The sequence below is a fragment of the Arthrobacter sp. FB24 genome, from assembly GCF_000196235.1.
In the GTDB taxonomy this organism is placed as follows: domain Bacteria; phylum Actinomycetota; class Actinomycetes; order Actinomycetales; family Micrococcaceae; genus Arthrobacter.
Map to the genome: position 1 here is coordinate 122,565 of NC_008537.1, position 20,058 is coordinate 142,622.

The 20,058-nt window shown below is 63.7% G+C and carries 20 protein-coding genes; 2 read left to right on the forward strand and 18 right to left on the reverse strand.

Translation table 11 applies throughout. The features are described 5' to 3' along the window. Positions 1 to 5: 5 nt before the first annotated feature. From ARTH_RS21770 to ARTH_RS21820, 11 genes are read right to left on the reverse strand one after another with little or no spacing between them, the layout of a single operon-like run. Positions 6 to 1,775 (reverse strand): type IV secretory system conjugative DNA transfer family protein, encoded by a 1,770-nt coding sequence (locus ARTH_RS21770; protein ID WP_011689675.1) that lies wholly within the window; start codon positions 1,773 to 1,775, stop codon positions 6 to 8. Then, complete coding sequence (locus ARTH_RS23665; protein ID WP_011689676.1) at positions 1,772 to 2,302, reverse strand: hypothetical protein; 531 nt, start codon at positions 2,300 to 2,302, stop codon at positions 1,772 to 1,774. Before ARTH_RS23665 ends, ARTH_RS21770 begins: the two co-directional genes overlap by 4 nt. After that, positions 2,299 to 3,876, reverse strand: a complete 1,578-nt coding sequence (locus tag ARTH_RS21780; RefSeq protein ID WP_232223677.1) for a helicase HerA domain-containing protein — start codon at positions 3,874 to 3,876, stop codon at positions 2,299 to 2,301. Before ARTH_RS21780 ends, ARTH_RS23665 begins: the two co-directional genes overlap by 4 nt. A gap of 8 nt (positions 3,877 to 3,884) precedes the next feature. After that, positions 3,885 to 5,393, reverse strand: a complete 1,509-nt coding sequence (locus tag ARTH_RS21785) for an SCO6880 family protein (RefSeq protein WP_011689678.1) — start codon at positions 5,391 to 5,393, stop codon at positions 3,885 to 3,887. Continuing rightward, positions 5,380 to 6,651 (reverse strand): hypothetical protein, encoded by a 1,272-nt coding sequence (locus ARTH_RS21790; RefSeq protein ID WP_011689679.1) that lies wholly within the window; start codon positions 6,649 to 6,651, stop codon positions 5,380 to 5,382. The genes ARTH_RS21785 and ARTH_RS21790 overlap by 14 nt, the downstream gene beginning before the upstream one ends. A gap of 1 nt (position 6,652) precedes the next feature. Beyond that, the gene (locus ARTH_RS21795; RefSeq protein WP_011689680.1) at positions 6,653 to 7,408 is read right to left on the reverse strand and encodes a hypothetical protein; all 756 of its coding nucleotides are present in this window, start codon (positions 7,406 to 7,408) and stop codon (positions 6,653 to 6,655) included. 24 nt (positions 7,409 to 7,432) lie between these two features. After that, positions 7,433 to 7,702, reverse strand: a complete 270-nt coding sequence (locus ARTH_RS21800; protein ID WP_011689681.1) for a hypothetical protein — start codon at positions 7,700 to 7,702, stop codon at positions 7,433 to 7,435. Positions 7,703 to 7,713: 11 nt separating this feature from the next. Continuing rightward, positions 7,714 to 8,316, reverse strand: a complete 603-nt coding sequence (locus ARTH_RS21805) for a DUF6668 family protein (RefSeq protein WP_011689682.1) — start codon at positions 8,314 to 8,316, stop codon at positions 7,714 to 7,716. Positions 8,317 to 8,350: 34 nt separating this feature from the next. Beyond that, positions 8,351 to 9,787 carry a hypothetical protein gene (locus tag ARTH_RS21810; protein WP_011689683.1) on the reverse strand — a complete coding sequence of 479 codons (1,437 nt, stop codon included), beginning with the start codon at positions 9,785 to 9,787 and terminating at the stop codon, positions 8,351 to 8,353. Positions 9,788 to 9,830: 43 nt separating this feature from the next. After that, entirely contained in the window at positions 9,831 to 10,349 is a 519-nt protein-coding gene (locus tag ARTH_RS21815) for a hypothetical protein (RefSeq protein ID WP_011689684.1), read from the reverse strand. Beyond that, positions 10,346 to 11,425 carry a CHAP domain-containing protein gene (locus ARTH_RS21820; protein ID WP_011689685.1) on the reverse strand — a complete coding sequence of 360 codons (1,080 nt, stop codon included), beginning with the start codon at positions 11,423 to 11,425 and terminating at the stop codon, positions 10,346 to 10,348. Before ARTH_RS21820 ends, ARTH_RS21815 begins: the two co-directional genes overlap by 4 nt. Positions 11,426 to 11,535: 110 nt before the next feature. Here ARTH_RS21820 and ARTH_RS21825 point away from each other — a divergent pair, with 110 nt between their 5' ends. After that, positions 11,536 to 11,874: a hypothetical protein gene (locus tag ARTH_RS21825; protein WP_043431373.1), complete on the forward strand. Its 339-nt coding sequence runs from the start codon at positions 11,536 to 11,538 to the stop codon at positions 11,872 to 11,874. A 133-nt stretch (positions 11,875 to 12,007) separates the two neighbouring features. Here the strand turns inward: ARTH_RS21825 and ARTH_RS21830 are convergent, their stop codons facing one another. The 5 genes from ARTH_RS21830 to ARTH_RS24145 form a co-directional block, all read right to left on the reverse strand. After that, positions 12,008 to 12,436, reverse strand: a complete 429-nt coding sequence (locus ARTH_RS21830) for a hypothetical protein (protein ID WP_011689687.1) — start codon at positions 12,434 to 12,436, stop codon at positions 12,008 to 12,010. Then, the gene (locus tag ARTH_RS21835) at positions 12,433 to 13,437 is read right to left on the reverse strand and encodes an MAB_1171c family putative transporter (protein ID WP_011689688.1); all 1,005 of its coding nucleotides are present in this window, start codon (positions 13,435 to 13,437) and stop codon (positions 12,433 to 12,435) included. Before ARTH_RS21835 ends, ARTH_RS21830 begins: the two co-directional genes overlap by 4 nt. Further along, entirely contained in the window at positions 13,434 to 13,970 is a 537-nt protein-coding gene (locus tag ARTH_RS23275) for a hypothetical protein (protein WP_011689689.1), read from the reverse strand. Before ARTH_RS23275 ends, ARTH_RS21835 begins: the two co-directional genes overlap by 4 nt. Beyond that, positions 13,967 to 14,857 (reverse strand): oxygenase MpaB family protein, encoded by an 891-nt coding sequence (locus ARTH_RS21845; protein ID WP_232223678.1) that lies wholly within the window; start codon positions 14,855 to 14,857, stop codon positions 13,967 to 13,969. The genes ARTH_RS23275 and ARTH_RS21845 overlap by 4 nt, the downstream gene beginning before the upstream one ends. 311 nt (positions 14,858 to 15,168) lie before the next feature. Beyond that, complete coding sequence (locus tag ARTH_RS24145; RefSeq protein ID WP_232223679.1) at positions 15,169 to 15,762, reverse strand: hypothetical protein; 594 nt, start codon at positions 15,760 to 15,762, stop codon at positions 15,169 to 15,171. A gap of 42 nt (positions 15,763 to 15,804) precedes the next feature. Between ARTH_RS24145 and ARTH_RS21855 the strand changes: the two genes are divergently transcribed. Next, complete coding sequence (locus ARTH_RS21855; RefSeq protein ID WP_232223680.1) at positions 15,805 to 17,466, forward strand: helix-turn-helix domain-containing protein; 1,662 nt, start codon at positions 15,805 to 15,807, stop codon at positions 17,464 to 17,466. Between the two features lie 866 nt (positions 17,467 to 18,332). Here the strand turns inward: ARTH_RS21855 and ARTH_RS21865 are convergent. Both ARTH_RS21865 and ARTH_RS24020 read right to left on the reverse strand, forming a co-directional pair. After that, positions 18,333 to 19,274 (reverse strand): ParA family protein, encoded by a 942-nt coding sequence (locus tag ARTH_RS21865; RefSeq protein ID WP_011689694.1) that lies wholly within the window; start codon positions 19,272 to 19,274, stop codon positions 18,333 to 18,335. 531 nt (positions 19,275 to 19,805) lie between these two features. Next, the gene (locus tag ARTH_RS24020; protein WP_156810879.1) at positions 19,806 to 19,949 is read right to left on the reverse strand and encodes a hypothetical protein; all 144 of its coding nucleotides are present in this window, start codon (positions 19,947 to 19,949) and stop codon (positions 19,806 to 19,808) included. Positions 19,950 to 20,058: the final 109 nt, after the last annotated feature.

The following is a 20,058-nucleotide window of genomic DNA, read 5'->3' on the forward strand; positions in this document are numbered from 1 at the left end:
GTCTCCTAGCCTGTGACCCAGGGGTTGGAGCCCGGCACGGCAGCGACCGGCACAGCTTCCTCTTCGGGGCGCGGGCTGTACTGCTTGATCGACGCTTCCACAGCGTCCTTGTGTGTGCCGGTGTACCAGGGCATGGTGCGGACGAGTGTGGCGGGGGCGCCGGATGCGAGGATGACGGCGCGGCCGCGGTCCAGCTCGGCGAGGTTGGATACGTCGAAGATGCGTTCCTTCCCTTCCTGGCGGGAGCGGCTGGACCCGGTTTTGCCGGAACTGATGGAGACGTTGGTGTAGCTGTAGTCCCCGATGAGGTCTGAGAGGGCGCGGAGGAATCCTTCTTCGGCGACGCCGCCGCCGTATACCTTGACGTTCGCGGCGGACCAGATCTTGCGCATGTTCGCCTCTCCCCAGAGTTCGACGCCCTGGGACCAGGACTGCAGGATGCCCATGACGATCAGGCCTTTGGAGCCGTAATGGCTGAACTGGTCCGGCAGGCCGGCCCAGCGGACGACGTTGGCCAGCTCGTCCAGAGCAAACAGGGCCGGCTTGGGGAGGCGTCCGCCTCTGCGTTCTGCCCGTTCTTCCATGGCTTCTGCGATGGCCACTGTCAGGGCTGTGGTGAGCGGGGCGGCGGAGCCGGCACCTTCTTTGGAAAGGATGTAGATCGTTTCCTGGGATGCGGCGAAGGCGTGGGGGTTGAATTGCCGCCGGGAGTCCGTGGTGACCGTGGCTCCTCCGGTGGGGGCGACCCAGCGGAGGGTGTTGCGGCTCTTGAGGCACTGGATCATCTTCTCGGCGGTGCCGAAGATTCCGTCGCGCTGCTTGTCCGCGAGCTTGAGCGTGGATTCCAGGCCCCGGTATTGAAGCTCGTAGTCGTGCTCTTTCAGGATCTCGATTGGTTCCTGGCTCACCTGTTCGGTGACCCAGAAGTAGACCTGCGTGATGGGCAGGTCCCCGAGGGCTGCGGCGAGGAAGTAGGAGGAGAGTATGTCTTCGGCCTTGGGGTCGAAGTAAGCGTCCGGCTTGGACCCCGGGACGCGGGAGCCGACGGAGAAGTGCTGTGTGAGCTTGTAGGCCTTCTCTTCGTCGGTGACGTAGGAGAGCGGGTTCCACCACCAGTCGGGCTCTTCCTGAGCGATTTTCTGCGGGTCAAAGACCCAGACAGGGGCGGTGGCGGCGCGGACGCCACGGGTGCCGTCAACGACGTCCCGCTTGTTCGAGGTAGAGACGACAGCGCCGGGCGCGTCCAGGATCGCCGGCATGACCCGTGAGGTGGACTTACCGGTCCGGGGTCCCCATATATCGAGGCTGAGGTCTTCCCAGGACTGGATGAACGTTTGCCCGGTGGAGACGACCTTGCCCACGACGATGCCCGGGTTGCCGGTGACGCCCAGTCGGTCTGCGGTGGCTTGGGCGCCCTTTCCGGAGAACGCGGTGAGGTTCTTGCCGCGGCCGAGGTACCGGGCGGCTTTGTCGACCCGGGCACGCTTGGAGGCACCCTTCCGCCAAGCCCAGAACACGAGGATCGCCAGGGCGAGGACCAGGCCGGCCATGACGGCCACGACGACGGTGGCCTGGGCCGGCCAGATGACTTTGCCCTTCACGAGGCCGGCGATCAGGTCGATGGGGTGGCCCGGAGGGCTCGGCAGGCCGGCCATCCATGAGCCGATGTGCACGGCGGCGTACGCGCCGCCGCCGACGATGACGATGAAGCCGATGGCCAGCCAGATCAGGATGGCGTCCCCCAGGCCCATGCCTTTGCGGTTCGGTGCGCTCACTTTTTGCCACCTCTCGCTTTACCGCCATTCTGGAGGAGATCCCTGTTCCCGACCGTGGCCTTCCTGTTCGCTGCTTCAAGTTTCAGCTTCACGATTTCCAGTCGGAGGGCCTTGATCTCAGCCTTGTCTTTGGTTTCGGCTTTCCAGATCGGTTCGAGCAGGGCAAGCGACAGGAATATGAAGATCCAGCCGATCAATGTGCTCCACAGCGGAACCGCATCCAATGGTGTTTTCCATGACGGAGGAAAATTGAAGGCTATGGCAGAGGCAAACACGCTGAGGATCGTAAGGCCATTTCTGGTCCACGTGATTTTGTGGTTTGGAGTTCTCTTGACGCGGTGGATGTAGATCCCTAGGGCGCCCGATGCCACCGCCAAAATCAACCAAAGCCAGAGCCAGGACACCAGACCCTGAGAATGAGATGGGTCAGCAATCATGTTCACCAAGACGCTAAAAGCCACTGCAGCGCAGAAGAACACGGCCTCAACGCAGCGGTACCACAATTCGGTGAAAGTCGGTCTTCTCATGAGCTGGCTCCTGTCGTCGGCAGCTCAGTGGTCGCAGGATCAAGCAACGGAGCCGCGGGTTCGTGCCAAAGGGTGTTGGTGTCGTTCAGGCCCTCGGCCCGTTCGATGGAGGTCAAGCCGATCTGGACCGGGATTCCCGGGCGGCCGCCAACCTTGATGAGGAACTTTCCGCGGCCCGGGGGTTCGACGTCGGCGCCGCGTGAGTCCCAGGCGGGCGGGTCCTGCCACCCGATGAGCTTCTGCTGTTCCTGCCGCGAGAGCGGGATTGCCTGGGTCAGCAGCGGCATCTCGGAGGCGGGGAGACCGCCGCAGATGACCATGCCGGAGCGTTCAACGAACCCGCGGGCTTTCATCCGGTCTTCTTCTGCCGGCAGTGCGAGCAGGTCGGACATGGTGTGGGAGATCATGATCTGCCCGACACCCACGGAACGGTTCAACCGGGTCAGGGCATCGACCCGGTCGACCATGCCCTTGCCCGAGCGCAAGGCCCGCCACAGCTCGTCCAGGACGACGAAGTAGTTCCGCCGCGGCTCCAGCCCGGCGTCGGCGAGGGCGTTGGCGACGTTGACCGTGCCGAAGCCGTAGGACCAGCAGGCCAGCAGCACGGCGGCCTGCAGGTCTGTTTCGGTCTCGTCAATGGTGGAGACGTCGAAAACGACGGCGCGGTCCCGGCTCATGGGGTTGGTGGTCTGGCGGGAGAAGATTTCGCCGAGCTTCCCGCCGCCGGTCAGGCCGAGCAGCGTTGCCTCCAGCGCCCGGGTTTCCTTCAGATAGACGTTGATGTCGCCGCGGTCCAGCGCGACCTGGCGCAGCTCGTCGGGTGCGGAGACAATGACGTCGAGCAGGTCCTTGAGGACCGGAACCCCGTCGAACCGGTCATCGAGCACCCGCAGAGCACGGTCCAAGATGGTCTGTTCCTGGTCGGTGGGCGGATTGTTCCGGCTGATCGTGACCAGGGAGACGACCATGTTCAGCCGTCGGCCGTGAGCATCGGCGCGGACGCGGGTGGCGGCCTCGTGGTGACCGGCCTCTTCGAGGCGCTGGGCGACTTCGACAGCCTGGCCCGGGTCCAGGATGTTCAGGTACCCGACGCCGCGGCCGAGCTTGATGACCTGCCCGCCCAAGGCCTGCACGGCTTTGACGTGCTCACCTTTCAGGTCGCCCAGGACGAGGGCGTTGACGCCCTGAGCGGCTAGCCCTAAGAACATGCGGCGGACCAGTGTGGACTTGCCCAGGCCCGGCTTGCCGAGGATGAATGCGGACGGGTTGGAAATCAGCCGGGCCCGCTGGAACCAGCTGATCGGGTCGCAGCAGACGGTGGCTTGGGTTTCCTCGTGCCGGCCCAGCGGCACACCGATCATCGGTGAGGACGCGCCCGAGGAGAACGGCCACAGGCCGCAGACCTGAACAGTGGTGCCGCGGTATTCGGTGACGGAGGAAACGAGCGCGGCCATGCCGCCGCCGCGTCCGGTCCAGCCTCGCGCGCCCGGGCCGGCGTCCCGGGCGGGGCGCTTTTCCGGACGCACCGCGGGTTCCTTTACTGTCTTTGACTTCTTTGCAGTCAAAAGGCGCATGCGGGCCACTAGAGGGCGTCCTTAATCTCGGAGGGCACCATGCTGTGCTTGGGCAGGACCAGTCCCAGGGGCAGGGACGCGGCGAACGCGGTGTCCTGGGATCCGTAGGCCCGGCGCAGCAGCACCCGTGCGGTGCCGGAGGTCTGCTCGATGGCCGCGACAGCGTCAGCGAGGCGTTCCTTATCGGTGACGGTGGCGGTGACGACCATGCCGAAGTTCACCAGGCCCGCGCCCTGGGCTTCCTCCTGGGCGGTCTGCACGGCGGACCGGGCATCGACCAAGGCGCGGGCAGAGGGGCGGGTCCCGGAGGTGATGCGGACGTTGGCGTTGTTCTGGTCCCGTTCGACCACGGCCGCGGCGCGCGCCGAGTCCATCGGGCGGTACAGCAGGGAGATGCGCTTGCGGTCGATGTCCCCGTGCGGGGCCAGCAGGCGGGAGAGCACCGAGGAGTTCACGGAGCCGCGGGGTGCGCCGGTCATCGTCCAAGACGCCGAGAAGGCGCTGTCGTGTCGGTAGTCGTCCCAGCTGGCCTGGGTCGCGGTCGGGCCGACTTCGCCCCAACTCAGGGAGACAGGGGAACCGGCGGCGTGCGCCTCATCAATGATCAGAGCCGCCGGCGGGTCATAAGCGATCCGGACGACCTCGCAGAGTTCCTGCGCGGACATGGGCCGGGCGATGCCTGCACCTGTGGACTGCAGCCGGGCCGAGAGACCCGGAATGCGGGAGGCCAGGTCGCGGGCAACGTCCTCCGGGGTGCGCTTCTTCGAACCCGACCGGAGTGAGGCGTTGAACGTCAGGGAAACCCAGGCCCGCACGGTGGCGGAGCCCTCGGGGTAGGTGTCCACGACCTCGCGCAGGATCGCCTGGGCGAAAGCCGGGGCGTTCGGGTCGATGTTCATCTCGACCTCGTTACGGAGACGGTAGCCGGAGTCGGGCGCCGTTTCGACCGTGGCGGCTGCGGCGTCCAGACCGGCTTCGTCGGCCAGACCGGCGAGCCAGCCGCCCCAGTTCGCCACCCACGCATCGACCTGTTCAGGGTCGACCAAGGACGCGCCATCGGGTTCGGTGGAGAAGATGACGGTGAAGTGATTCGTGGCCGGGACGTGCAGGAGGGCGAACGGGCGCTTGTAGGAGTCGGAGAATTCGTACAACGTGGACTTCGCGGCCAGTCCTGGCAGCTGGTACATGCCCCACTGCGTGACGCCCAGAGGGCCGGAGCGGTAAAGATTGGTGCCCGAGCCTTTGGAGATCCGGAAACTCATCCGGGTCGCGGTGCGGTCAACAACGGACTGGCCATGCTTGTCCTTGACCGTCAGCAGCAGCGCGCTGATCCCGGCAACAGCGAGGACCGCCAGGCCGGGAAGCAGGCCCCAGATAGCGAAGCTCGTGATGCCCAGCAGCAGACCGACCATGACGATGCCGGTGCCGATGGCACCGAGGTTGCCCAGCCCCGCCGAGCGGGGCACGCGCCAGTTGCCGTAGGACGGTTCTTTGTATTCGGTGTTAATTGCTGCCACTGGGGCCCTCCATTGATTCCGATTGGCCGGTTGAGTCCTGTGCGGTTTGTTGGGCGGCCTGGGAAACCCGGGACGCTACTTGTGTTCCTGCTGCCGCGGCCATACCAGCCGGGCCGGCTGCTGCCGTGGCACCCGACGCGGCTCCGGCAGCGCCAGCGGTGCCTGCCCCTGCAGCTCCAGCTGCTCCTGCGGCTGGCGCGCCCGCGGTACCGGCCGATCCGGGGGTTGGTTTTCCACCGCTGCCCTTGGGGCCGGGGGTCCCGTCGCTCCCCTTCGGGGTGGAGTCCGGCTGGTTGGAGCTCGCCGGCGTTGGGGCGGCGTTACCGCGGCCGCTGCCGCTGCGTCCCATGGACACGGCGCCGGTGGCCATAGCGCCGACGGCGGCGCCGGCTCCCGCGCCGCCGCCGGATGCGACCGCTCCGACCATGGGGGTTACGAAGCGCATCAGGGCCGGCATGGCGAACAGGGCCACGACCATGAGTGTGAATCCAGTGATTGAGCCGATCAGAGCGTTTTTCCCGCTGCTCCCCATGAGGAGGAATGCCACCGAGTACACGATTGCCGCGGCGGGTTTGTAGAGGATGAAAGCGATCGTCCAGCCGATCGCTTTCTGGAACCACTGCCTGCCCATCTCCGTGTTCGTGAACGCGGCGGTCGTGGGCAGGATGCCGGCGAGGATTACCAACATCCCGCTCCGCACGACCATGAGCACGACCTGGACGAGGGAAGCCAGCAATCCGATCAATCCCAGAATGATGAGGATGAAGACCCCGACCCCGGTCTGGTTGGTCATGACCAGAAGCTTCATTGCGTCCGCGAAGCCTTTACCGTCGGTCGAGCGGTTGATGATCGCGGCCGAGAACGCATCCGCAGCGACCACGAGAATGGAAATGACTCCCAGGCCCAGCCCGGACACCAGCGTCAGCGTGACCAGAGAGCGTAGAAGGTCCTTCAGGGGTGCTCCCCGCTGCTCCCAGATCATGCGAATACCGCCGATGATGACCGCCAGGACGGCCAGTGCGACCGTCCAAACCATGAGCTCCCCGTTGACCATGGAAACAACCGGGCTTGCCGCAGTCCCGTCCTGGCTAGTCAGGTTCACGGTCGGCATCGAGACCCAGAAAGTCGACAGAGTCGTCACCATCTGGCTCATGCCCTCCATGATCGCCTTCGCCATGTTTCCCATGGCGTCGTTCGTCAGATCCGAGATGGCGTTTCCGACGCCGCAGCCGATGTCCCCAAACTTGCAGTCGGCCATGTCAGATTCCGGCCCAGAGGATGTATCCGCTTAGGTCGCGGAGCTGCGAGACATTGCTGTAAGTGACCCCGTCATCCGAGGGTTTTACTTTCCAGTCCCCGTCCATCCAGCGCATTGACATCGTGAAGTGGGCGAGGGCTCCGGTGTCCGTTTTGAAGGCCAGGTCGAGGTTGGCTTCCGACGGGGTGTAGGACTTCAGGAGAAACCCTTGGACCTGGATGGTGGTGCTGTTCCCGGAAGATCCGGCGCCTGCGCCGGTTTCGCGAATAGCTGCGTCCCTCCCGGTGCCCGGAACGAGCAGTCGGTCAGCGAGCTTCTTTTCAAGCTCCGGAGCCTGTGAGGAACCGAGTGCAGCGACATTCATGGCCGCGTAGAGGGCGCCCGTAGGCGAGTGCGCGAAGCATGAACGGAATCCGTCCGCGTCAGCCTTCCCCGGGCCCGTGGTCTTCGGATCGGTGGGGACAGCCATCTTCCCAACAAGCTCCCATTTAGACGCCGGTGCCGTTCCCAGCGCTGTGTCATTGCTGGAGGGCAGCCCGCAAACACTCTTGCCGGTAGCGTCCGCCGCAGCGGACGGGGTAGCAGAGGCGCTGGACGAAGGTGAAGCTGGGGCGGGCTGGGCAGTGGTGTCGCCCTTGGGGAGCAGGAAGATGACGACGGTGGCCGCGAGGAGCGCCACGACCAGCGCCGCAGCGATGATGAACCCGGGCTTGGTGACGGGGTTGGCCTCGGGAGTGCTTTCGGTGGACTGGCTCATGGTGAACCTCCGTGTGGTGGTGATTTAGACGAATGCGCGAACGATGCCGGAGGCGCCGGTGATGATGATGCAGCCCAGCAGTACCCAGCCGAGCTTGCCGATGGCCTGGGCTCCCTCGCCGCGCTGGAGCTGGATGACCATGCCGATACCGACGATGATCACGCCGAGGACGCCGAGGACCAGGCCGATGCCGGAGGCCCAGTTCAGGATGGTGAGCAGGCCGCCGGCCTGGGCCGGGACAACCGGGGTCGGGTTGGGGATGACGCTGGAGTCCAAGAGTGCCAGGGAGTTCATGGTGAGACCTTTCATTTGGTGGTGCGGGTGTCAGCTACGAGTGCAGCTATGTCGGTGGTGAAACGTTGGTATTCGCGGGCAGAGGGGACACTGGGGGTGTCTTCATGCCGCCAGGCCTCCACCCAGGGCAGGGTCCAGAGGCGGGGCGCTCCCCCGCCGACAATGGCGGTGAAGTCGCGAAGGGCTTTGGGGGTCTTGCCGGGGGCGTCGGCCAGTACGGCAAGGCCGAGGAGGTCAACGGCGGGAGCGGCCCCTGACGCCCAGTGGGTGAGGGCGCTGCGGGCCGCACTCAGTCCGCGCATATCGGCGCGGCACACCAGCAGCAGCTTCGGGACGCTTCCGTCTTGCGGAACCGGCCAGCTGTGGCCGGTGGCGCGTGCCCCGTCCAGGATCTCCGCGAGCCGGCTTTCCCCGGAGCCGCCGTGCGCCCCGGTGACCCAGAGGGCAGCGTTTCCGGCGACGGTCCGACGGCCCAGCCGGTCAGCGGCGTCGGGTTCGACCATGCCCAGCAACGGAGCGGTGATGGCCGCCGCCGGCGGCGTGTGTACCTCCGTCTCTGGAGTTTCCGTCTCGACGGCGGGGCGGCTGATCCAGGGGTTCAGGGTCTGCTGCATGGGTCCTCCTTTCGAATGTCCGGTGGGTGGGTGGTTAGAAGCCGTCGGCGACGGCCGCGGCCGCGGCGAGCCACGCCCGCTGTGTGGCCGGCTGGAGGGCTTCGTACCGGATGGGTCCGTTGACCAGGGCGGGGTCGTAAGGGATGCGGACGACGGCGCGGACGAAGGGTTCGAAGCCCTTGGCGATCCGCTCGGCCTCGTCCTTGGCCCGCTTCAGGGCATCCCCGCTCATGGACCGTTTCGCGTCGGTGGACTCGGAGACGATCACGACCGCGTTGCGGGCCAGCTCCGCGTCGTGGCCGCCGCGGGATTCCAGGGTCTGCAGCGTCAGCCGGGCGGCTTCGGCGCGGTCCTCGATAGCCGTAACAGGAACGACGAGCTGGTTGGTGTGGTCGATCATGCGGCGCCAGTTCGCGGCGCGGGCGGTATTGCCCGAGTCCATGACAACGAGCCGGTAGTACCGGGTCAGGACCTGGTGGGCGATATCGACTTCCTCCGCGGTGACTTCGTGGTCGCCTTCCTCGTTCTCATCCGAGCGGAGGACATCGAACTTATCCGCCGTCTGGTGGTGGACGAACTTGGCGATTTCGGCCGCGTTCGTGGACGGGGACAGCAGCTCGGTCGAGGAATCGATCAGGTCAAGGACGCTGCGGTCGTGGGAGCCCTTTTCGGTCCGCCAGCCAAGCGTCCCCTGGGATTCGTTGTTGTCCCACGCGACCGTGGCCGCGCCGCTGTAGCGGGCGAGGATAGCCGAGAGCATGACGACGGTGGGGGTCTTGTTGGCCCCTCCCTTGCGGTTGACCACGGCGATGGTGCGCGGGCCGGGCCAGTGCTGGCTGACCGTACGGATGTCCTCGCGTTCGGAGAGTTCTTCGTCCGAGGGGTTCATGCGGATACCCAGGCGGGTGAGCGCGCCGCGCCAGCCCTGGGTGGCCGGCTCGAGGACCGGGGCGCTGACCAGGAAGGAGGTGTCCTTCAGGCTGCGCCGCGTCGGAGCCGGCTCCTCCACTGCAGCTTCAGTCACGTTAGAGGCCACGGGCGGCCACGGCTGGGCATCGGCTACAGCGGCGGGAGACGGCGCGGTCTCAACAGGCTTCGCGGCGGGCTCCGGTGCCGTAAGAGGCGTGGTTTCGATGACGGCGGGAGCGGCGGTCTCCGGGGTGGTGGCGGGGGCCTCGACCCGGCGGCGGGCCGTGCGGGGTTCATAGGAGACGGATTCGATCTTGTTGTCCGGATGGACAATGAGTTCGCCGTGGCCCTCGGGGTCCTCGATCTGGACCCTCACGGGGCGCTGGAGCGTTTGCGCTTCACCGACGACCAGGGCCAGGGCGTTGTTGCGCAGGTCCTGCAGGGAATCCCCGGCGGGAACGATGCGGGAGTTACCCGCGACGACGACCTCGGCGGTGCCGTTGTCGCGGACGATGGCCTTGATGCTGGGGAAGGCCATAACTTGCGTAGGTGAGGTACCCATCGGCTTGTTCCTTAGATGTGAGAAGGGGAAAAGGCGGTGACGTTCAGGATGCTGGCGGGGTGAGACGGTTGACCTTCCACGGAGCATCCTTGCCCGTGCGGAGCAGCTGCAGCGTGTAGGTCCCGGCGTTCGTCGGGACGGCGGCGGTCGCGCCGTAGCCGTTGGCCTCATCGACGGACAAGGTGGCCGCTCCGGTCACCCGGGAGGCCGGGATATTGGAGGGGTCCACGGAGGAATAGTCGGCCGTGGCCTGAGGCGTAAGCCAGCGGGCCAGGTCGTTGGCCCACTGCTTCTCATCCAGGGTGGGCCGGGCGAAGTCGGTCATCGCGTTCTCGGCCGCGTCGACGGCGGCGTCCTTGCTGGCCTGGTCCCATTCGATGCCGATGGTGGCCGGTATTGTGCCGCCGGGTGCCTGGGGGCCGCTGTTGGCGCTCAATGAGACTGGGGCGGAGGGGGTGGGGCTGGCGCTGGAAGAGGACGCGGGCGCGGTCCCGGTGGACGCGGCAGGGGCGCAGGCCGCGCACAGCAGCGCCACCGCGATCAGGGTCAGGGGCTTCTTCACTTCGTCTCCTCTTGGCTGGGCAGGTACAGGAAGGCTGAGGGGACCGTGTTGGACACGGTCCGGGTGTAGTAGTTGTGGTCATCCGGGGCCGGGTTGCCGTTGTAGCCCTCTTCGACGTAGGTGCTGTTGTCCTTGACTTCCTTCACGACGCCGACGTGGCCGAAGTTGGGGTCCGCTCCCCCGGTCCCTGGGGCGTACCAGACCACGGCACCGACTTTGGGTGCGTGGCCGGTGGGCCAGCCCTTGGCGTCCCAGCCGTCCTTCCACTTCAGGGCCGAACCCAGGCCCTGGCCATCGGGGCGGAAGTTGCTGTTGAGGAACCTGAACGGTGCACTCGTGGATCCCATCTGCTGGTTGACCCGCCACAGGGCGAAGTCCACGCACTCCCGGTAGTACATGCCCAGCGGTGAGGTGCTGGCGGCGGTGGCCCCGGCCTGCGTCCAGGTCGGTGAGTTCTTCCACGGGTAGTCGTTCCCGGCACCTGACTGGCCGGGGATCCCGCACTCGCTTCCCTGAAGAGAGAACTTCGGTGTGGAGAGAGCCTGGACGATTTTCACGGCCTCGGGCCAGTACTTCTGGTAGTGGTACGGGTCGGCATTGCGCTGGACTCTGTTGGCAGCGATGGTCGGTTCCAGCAACTCCCACCCAGGCACCGCCTGCAGCGCCTTCATGAAGTTCGTTGCGCTCGTGGTCGGGTTCATGCGGTCCTCATAGGATCCCCACGCGCCGTTGCCGCGCTGCTGGAACAGGCCGCGGGAGTCGGGGCCGGCGGTGTCGCCGGTGTCCAGAACGCGCAGGCCGGATTCGCCCAGGGCAACCATCACCGCGATCATCTGACCATTCACGGAAAGGTTCAAAGCCTTACCCGCTCCCATGATCGAGGCGGCGTTCTTCAGCTGCTCCTGGGTGTAGCCGGCGACTTTGGTATTGGCGTCCACGGAGACGGACATTGCCGGGCCGCAGTCCGCGGCAGCGGGCTTTGCCGGCCCCAAAAGCAAAAGCATCGAGGAAATGAGGCCTAGCAGGGCCACAGGAACAGCTACGGCTACGCCGGTGGCGAGCGGCTTGGCTTGCACGAGTGATCCCCCCTAAGTTTATCTAAAATATTATAGCGATACTTTAAGTATTGCCCTAGCGACGGTTTAGCCGCAGCTGCCGGCACTGCGCGACAAGTAGGATGTTCGATATGCCTCGACTGGTTAAGCCCGCAGACGCCGCATGGAACGAGTCGGTAGCGACCGCTCAGGCGGTCTTTAGTAGCGGCGTAAACCTAGCCCTGCTCCACCACTTGGCCGCCAGGGCTGTGCCAGCAACCCGGTCCGAACTTGCGCACGAGCTCAAGGACTTTTCGCCCGCAAGCCTGAGCAAGGCAGCGGGCGTCCTTGCCGCCGCCGGGGTGTTGAAGAAAACGCCAGTGCTCGGGTCAACCTCCGGGCGCCTGAACCACGCATTCTCGGCAGATCTGCCGCGCATTGAGTCGCTGATAGACAGCCTCCGGCGGTATGCGCTTGCGGAGGAAAAGTGAAGCGGCGCATGGCTCGCCTCGTGATGGTGCGGTAAGTAACGCTCCGTTGCTCTGCCGGGTTTAGCCTGCACGAGTGGTAGGTCATGACTCAAGGATAGCCAACCTTAGACATGTCTAAGGCATTCTCAGGGATCTAGTCCGTGGATTTCATCTCTTCTTCGAGGATTTTGGCGATGGCCGAGGTCGCTTCGGGAGAGAGGTCCCCGAGAGCCCTGGCCGCAAAGCTGCGGACTTCAGCAATTCTCATGGCTTTCAAGAGTTTGAGCTGAGCCTCCACTCGCGCCGGGAGGGAAGGGTCCGAGTCGAGCAAGTAAGCGGGCGGGACGCCGAAGAACTCTGCGAGAGCGGAGAGGAGCTTCGGATCGGTTACGGTCGCCCCAGTTCCTTCGCGCATGTAGAACCAGCGCGCCCGGGACAACCCCACGCCCTTCTCGGCCAGGGCAGCTTGGATGTCAGCAAACTTGTACGGCTGGCCCCCTTCCGCAACCACGACGTCCATGAGGAGGTCCAGGCGGCGAGCCAATTCCTCCCGCCGCTGAGAGGCGTTGTCTTTGCGGTTCATACGGCAGTCCTATCGAGGCTGGAGGGTGTATGAGGCGTTTTCAGAAATTTCTCAGCATCGAGTAGTGCTGACCCATGTTGGTTCCACACATCCTCCAAACCGACAGAGTCAACCAGCAGGCAGTCTCGCACCTCCGTGATCCGGCGCTGCAGCGCGGCATGCGGGTTGGAGCTCAATATGTCTTTACCCGGCGACCCGCCCTGGTGGAGCACCAGATGTGGGTTGCTGGCGGTGGAGGCCTTCCAAAGCGGCCGAAGCCGAAACAGCCGCCACCGGGCAGCCAGGGCTGCAGATGTAGCTGCAGCAATCCCCACCAGCCGTGACGTGGAGAGCCCGGCAGCCACGCACACGACGGAGATAGCCTGGCCGGCGCCATAGAACGGAGAGAAGGATTCCTGTCCCGCGTGGTCCGTGGTGAGCTGCAGCAAGGACCGGACCGCAAGGAGCGAAATGGCGCCGAAGCAACCGGCGCATACAAGAAAGAACCCGAGGCGGAAGGCGGAGGACATTTTGCTCAGATAGCCGAACACAGACCGGATGACACTAGCGCTTGTGTAGGCGATGAAGAACGAAGCGGCCAACAGGAACGCGGTCATGCCAGGCTGGGACCCGTATGTGCGGATCAGTGAGGGGCTGGTGACGGGTAGGTCGCTGATTGAAAAGCCGACCACGACGATGAGCGATGAGGCAATCCAGGCGGCCCTGTGGCGCCGCTCCTTACGCAGACTCTGCTGCCCCGAGGGCGGCCCGGCAGCGTTCGTTACGGCAGTGTAAAGCTGGGCGAACGCGGCGAGGACGCACAAGGAGAGGACCAGGCCGGCGAAGTTTCGGTTGCCTGTGAGCGAGTCCACGAAAATGTAGACAGGTTCGATGTACAGCGTAAAACCGGCTGTCGCGAAAGCCGACGCCAAAAAAGCTGGCCGTGCCGGCCGGTTCCAGAGACCGGAGAGCCTGAGCAAGGTCAAAATCCCTAGGCTGACCGCAACCACGATGCTCGTCATCCGAATACCTCTGCAAACCTGGATGGCTCATCGAGTGGCCGCAGATGAGCGCGCCACATCCTGTCCATCACGATGTCCGCAAAAGTCTCCGCACGTTTCTCCTCGGACACCGTGAAGGTGGCGCAGCTGGCCGAACTTCGACGGCCCAGTAGCTTGGGCTCCGAAGCGTCGACCTGCAATTGGTTAGTGACCATCGAAGCGCCCAGGAGTGGCATCGGGCGCGCGACGTTTCCGCGGGCCTGCTCATGGTGGCCCAGGAGGAGGTGTCCGAATTCGTGGCACACGAAATGATCTTCCCGCCGGCGCTCATCGGCGGGGGCGAAGAGGATCAGATCGACCGCTGCGTTGCAGTAGGTCATGGCGCATACCGGGCTTCCGGCAAGTTCTTCGGTTCGGCGGACCACGAGCTTCCTCGCTCTTCGGGACGATACTGCGTCCCTGAGAGCGTCCAGCGTCAGCTTCTCGGGCAGGTCGAGCTGCGCAATGGTCGACTGAACCGTCGCGACGTAGCTCGGCATCAGCAGCGGGGTCATGATTTCCCCGGACCCAGATTCTCCAGCACGTACCCCGAGGGATACTGCGACGATCCGGAGAGACCGGGCCGGAACCTCGGGGTCTGCCTCAGCGGGCGAACCGCCGTGATGGTTGACTTCAATCTCAGTAAACCGCTTAGGACGGTCTTGACGACGGGATTGGGGCGGGGCAGGCCCAAGGCCGCGGATTGACGCGGATCGTCCAGCATCGCAGATAGGAGAGTTTCAGTGGCCGGCCGGAGGGGCTTAGGAAGCCGGCCCCGAAGAACACCCAGCGTAGAGTCCATGAGTTCGAGCCCGGCCGGGCTCGCCGCCACATTTTGCCGCTCGTAGTCGTCCAGGAACGCGGCGGCACCAGCGAAGTCGCTTGGTATGTTCCGAAGACCCATGCGTTCTCCGAGGTCTGAGAAAAAATCAACTGCGGCTTGCTTCTCGGTTTCCAGAGATGCCCGCCAGGCATGGCGGTCGGCCCACCGGATGGGAACGACGAGCATTGTCATCAGGACGTAAACAAAGTCTTCGTTGCTGCCAGGCACTCCCCTATGGACATTGCGCAAGAGTGCCACCATGGCGGCGCCCCGTTCGCTGTCGAGGCCGCCAGCGATGATTTCGTAGATGACAATCGCCGTGTCGTAGGAGCGCTTTTGAGGACGTGAGCGGATCTCCCCGGTAGCGGCCAGCGTTCCAGCCAGCGAAGGGATGGAGAAGTTGCGATAGTACGCGAGGAAGAATCCCAGATCCATGTCCTCGGCCAGGTCGAAAAGGACGAAGCGTCGATAGATCTCTTCGTATTGGCTGCGGCTGAGCGTCCCCTGGCGCTTGAGGCTTTCTACTCGGCTTTTGTGCATCGAATCAAACTCCAGCAAAAGAGGCCACAGGTGCGACAAGGCTGAACCCAGCCTGGACGTCAGAGCTCAAGATAGAGCACCCGCACCATGTGTAACCTTAGACATGTCCAAGGTTTGAGTATAGTGGTTCACGGCCTATGCGCCCAGCCGTCCGAGCAACCTTGACCCTGGAGGAACGCGGTGCAGCAACAAGACGCGACACGCGGGGGCGTTTTCTGTAAACAAATCCCCGGATGCTTGGAAGGGCGGTGCTAGTTTCGACACAGTTGATAGCTGTAAACAGAAACTCAGGGCGATCGACTGCAGTAGCACCAGCGATGAAGCAGCCACGACCGTAAGTCGTGCGAGATTCAAAGGACATGACCATGAGCGCAGTAATCAATCGTGGAGGCGGGCGGCCCAGTAAGGGACTCCGCAAATACATTGGCTTCCGCACGCAGGCTAAGACCGCGGAGGACGTTCAGATGATCGCTGCCGCCAAGGGCATGACTGTCACTGACTACGTTTCCTCCGCCGTAGACCGTTCCCTGCGCGAAGATCTGGCGTTGCTGGATCACTTCGCGCATCAGGAGGAACTGCCGATTCGAATAGCCTCTTAACAGAAGAAGGCCCGCACTAGGCGGGCCTTCGAAGCTGAAGATCCACGATCCGGGAAGCTTGCCGGCGAACAGATCGTAGATCGAATGAAAGTCCTTCACAGGACTTCCCTTGTGTTTCAAACCGATCTTGCAGGATCGGTCCTTAGTCATTCCCTCGACAGGAATATCATCATCGTACAACAGCACAGTCGCGTGCTGCCAGCCCAAAACAGGGATGGCGTGTCGCGAGAACCATCCGCCGCTTGTGGCGCCGCTCAAGCCTGGGCCGCCCTGGCACCTCTCCTTGCCGGACAGCCCCGTGTCCGGCTGTCCCGCGATGCAGGCAAGACTTACCCCCAGAAGCACGAACGCACCCTCAGCGGCACTCTCCCTACCCTTCCTGCTGCGGTGCGAATTTTCGGCAAAGACGGCACGTGCGCGGCGATTTTCCTTGACTTTGATTCCTCGGTAGCCGGCGTCGACCGGGTACAGAAGGACGTCCGCTCCGTCCAAACTTGGCTGCACTCAGTTGGCGCACGCTGGATCGAGGACTACTCCCCCAACGGTGGCCGGCACGTCTACATCCCGCTCGCTCAGCGGGTCACTTTCTCTGAAGCGCGTGATCTTGTCGAGGCGCTGGGCGTCCGGTACCGGACCCTGGACAAGACCCCGCATCAGAACCTCCTCCACGGCTGCATGCGCACCCCCGGCTCCCCGCACAAGCGCGGCGGCCATCAGGAACTCGCGATGCCTTTGTCCAGGGCCTACGACGTTGCCCGCCGGCCCAACGCACCAAAGGTCTGGGCCACAATGATCGCCGACCTGACGCGGGAGATCAACGCCGTGCGGGCTCTCCGCCTTGAAGAAGTCTTCGACTCAACGGCCGACAAGACCGCAGAGGCGCCCGCCCTGGGCGCCCCCGTTGGCCGGATGTCGCGCCCTATGCAGCTCATGGCACAGACCGGCCTCTACGACACCAACCGGTACGCAACCGACTCGGATGCCCGCCAGGCAATCGTCACGGGCGCCGCGGCCGCTGGCCTCCAGCTAGTCGACGTCGAACGCCGCATGATGCAAGGGACCTGGCCCGGACTCGCATCCTTCTATGCCCGGTACTCGTCCAAGCACCGCATGCCGGCGCTCCGTCGCGACTGGACCAACGCCGTCGCTTACCTGAAAAAGAACGCCGCTGCCGAAACGAATCACAATGTCCGTAAATCCCCCACAAGCCAGCCAATTACACAGCCCCCACTACTCAAGGGGCACGGCATAACTGCAAATCCCGATGCCGAGCATCGGTTCATCCGGACCTGGCGGAATGCGCTTCGAACCAGGGAGGTGAACTACCAAGAATCTAGGACGGGACTGGCACGCAGGATGGTGCTCAGATCATTGGGTGAGGCAGCGCATATGACCGCCTCACGGTTTATCGAATTCGGAGTTCGGTCCATTGCCGTGGCCACCGGACTCGACCACACCACGGTTGCGCTCCACCTGAAGGCGCTGCGCAGCGAGAGGGAGCCCTTGATTACCCTTGTCGAGGAAGCACGAGGTACGAAGGGTGATCTGTACATGCTGAGTGTCCCCGAAGAGCTGAAAGCCGCCGCAGAGGACGCCTCCTGGCAGAAGGGGAAGATCCACGCCCTCCGCCCGGTCTTCAGAGAACTTGGTCTACCGGCCGCGTTCGTCTACGAGGCCCTCGAGCACTCCCCGGCCATGTCCACTACCGAGATTGTGCGAGTCACCCGGCTTTCCCGGTCGACAGTAAACGAGGCGCTCGAGATCCTTGCCGCCTGGAATCTGCTGTCAAGGGACGCCGGCAGATTCTGGTCGATCGTGGCATCGACTTCGCTGAGGCAGCTCGCAGAACAGTTCGGGGTGCTTGAAGCCGTCGCCGCACAGCTCCAGCGGTACCGCCAGGACCGGGTTATCTGGCGCGAATGGTTGGCCAAGCACGTGAATACCGTCGCCGAGCTCCTCTCACCTGGGGAGGACTACCCCTGGCATGAGTTTGAAGGGCCACCGGACGAGTGGTCACTGCCGGATATCGCCTTCGGCAGAGCTAGCTAGGGGCGTAGATGGAAGAGCCGTGCCTCAAGCCTCTCCCTTGCTCAAGGACCTTCGCAGTCCGCGATCTCGTGCCATAACCCATGCCATAGGACCTGTAGGAAGCTAGTACTCGGGATCAGCGTGACGCGTTTTTCACTCCTTGGCGAGATTTCCATGCACGTGGAGCTTGAGAGCTGCCGATACAAGGGCGCTCCGCGACGGAGCCCCCATTTCTACGACCTTCTCATCAAGCCAGGCGACTTGGAGTCCGTCGAGCCGAAGCTGAATCTGAATACCGGCCTCTCCCCTCTTTCGAGGCGCGCGTCGCGGCATGCCAGAGCTCGACATCACTGTTTCGACCGCGAACTCGCTCGAAATCGTTTCTTCATCCAATGCCTCAAATGCATCGATGAGCAGGTCCGCGTAAGTCGTCCGTGCTTGGTGAACGACATCCTTTACAACAGCTAGCAAGGCTGGCGGTAGGTAGACTCCGACGTTGCGAAGCCCTCCTGAAACCGTTTCGGATGCCTTCTTCGCCTGGGATGCACCCTGCGTGGACTCCGACCTTTGTCTGCCGGGTGATGGACTTGTTTGAGGACCGGTAGACACCCGTTCGGACTCAGGCCTAACGCTCTCATCTTGCTTAGAGGTCAGTTCGAGTGTGTCAATACCATTGGAGTCTGGGTCCGCCGCGGGAGTTGGAAGAACCCGGCCGGATTTCGGCGCCGTCGCTTCCTCCCGTCGTTCAGGCTTTACGGCTTGATTGACCTGTTCAGTAGTTTGACCGACGTTCCCTCGCCGTTTCGGGGCCAGTAAGCCCTGCAAAGCTGCGCCACGGGCTGGAGCCGGCGCTGGGGCGAATGCACCGGAAAGGTTAGGCCGACCGCTCATGCTTGGTTACCGCTTTCGATGTCGTTGAGACGAGCCAGGATCTCCCCGGTCAGCTGCTCGTACTCTTCGGCCAGTCCTCCGGCGTTGCGGGAGAAGAATCCGTCGGCGGGCTTTTCTCCGGCTCTGAGGGCTTTCAACCGATTTTTTTGGGCGTCCGTGACCGCACCCTCCAGCTCGTGGAACAGTAAGCCCTTCCGACGCGCGTCCGCACTGGCGCTCTCCAAGTTCCGGATTCGAGTCTCGAAGACCGGAGCGACGGTGCCAAGCATTTCCTCGAGCGTCTCTCTCACGCTGCGCTCCAGCCGCAGAGAACGGGGCCCAACGCCGAACAGAACTATGCCGGCCAATTGCAGGTTCGGGTTACGGTCTCTGACGGCCATGAAGCGACGGGCAATGCGTTCAACACCGTCGATGCTGGCATCATCTGAACGCGTAGGGATCACAACGGCGCTCGAGATAGCGAAGGCACCCTCAACGAGAATGCGTTCCCCTGGCGGCGTGTCGATCAAGATGAGGTCGTAGTCGTCTGCCAGAGGTGCGAGCACGGTGTAAAGCATGTCCCCGAAGTCGCCCGCATCGGATCGGTTGGACCTCGAAACCATAAGGCCCTGAATGTCTTCGAGGTCCTGGCCACCGGGGATGACGTCCAGGTTCTCCCTTACGTCGCGGAGAATCATTGGTGCTGTACCGGCCACGAGTGCATGGAATAGTTCGCGTCCGCTCTGCCGTTCGTACCCGAGATCCCGGGCGAGGTCGCCTTGGGGGTCGAGGTCGACCATTAGAACCCGGGAACCGGCCAAGGCTACATATCCGCCTACGTTGGCCGCGGTGGTGGTCTTACCCACTCCCCCTTTACCGTTCGCCAGAGATATCACGCGGTCGATTGCCCGCGTTTCTCGAGACTTCGCTGGTACTGAGGCTTGCAGTGATCGTGCCATCGGCCGGCTGTTCTCCTACGTGCTGGAAGGCGGATGTTCCTACCGTCAAAGCTACGCGAGTACTCGTTTGTTCTCCGGCATTGACACGGGTTGGATGCACAGTTTTAGATCCGGTGGGTTGCAAGGCTTCGACACCTATTCGTTTACCTGCTTGAGCAAGGGTTGGAAGGTTCATGGACATGTAGGCAGTCTTTTATGCACGTCATAAGGTGCACATTCCTGCATGAGATATGGGTGAAGTTGCGGTGTGACCTATCATTTGGAGGCACGCCAGGAAGCAGGCGTTCCGTACAACCTGTTGTTCAATCAGATTTCACGCCTGACGTATGGCAAGCCTTATGGCACGACGGACAATACACCGTCAGCTTGGTTCAATCTCTGATCTTGACCAACGGGACTCGGCCACGACTCTTCGGCTGGGCTCATAACAAGTGGGTCGTTACCAGCACTAGAGAGCAGGAAAGGTGCCGTCCTAACAAAGACCCTCTAGATAACGCTACGCACGCCGCCGGCCCCGTCAAGGGCCGGCATCTAGTGCCATCGATAGGAGTCCAGCGCTTGGAGCAGGGGAGCGGTGCCCTTTTCCAGCTGGTCGACGGGGCGGTTCCCGGCAAGAGCCCGTGATGGGGTGACCATCCAGAGGGTGAAGTAGTTATGCGGAATTTTCAGATCCATGGCCCGTTGGAAGAGCGTTGTCACTGCGGCCTGGAGCTGTCCTCCGGGGAGGAACTGGAAGCCTGGGCAGTAGGTCCCGTCTCCGACGATCTGTTTACCGGACTAAGTT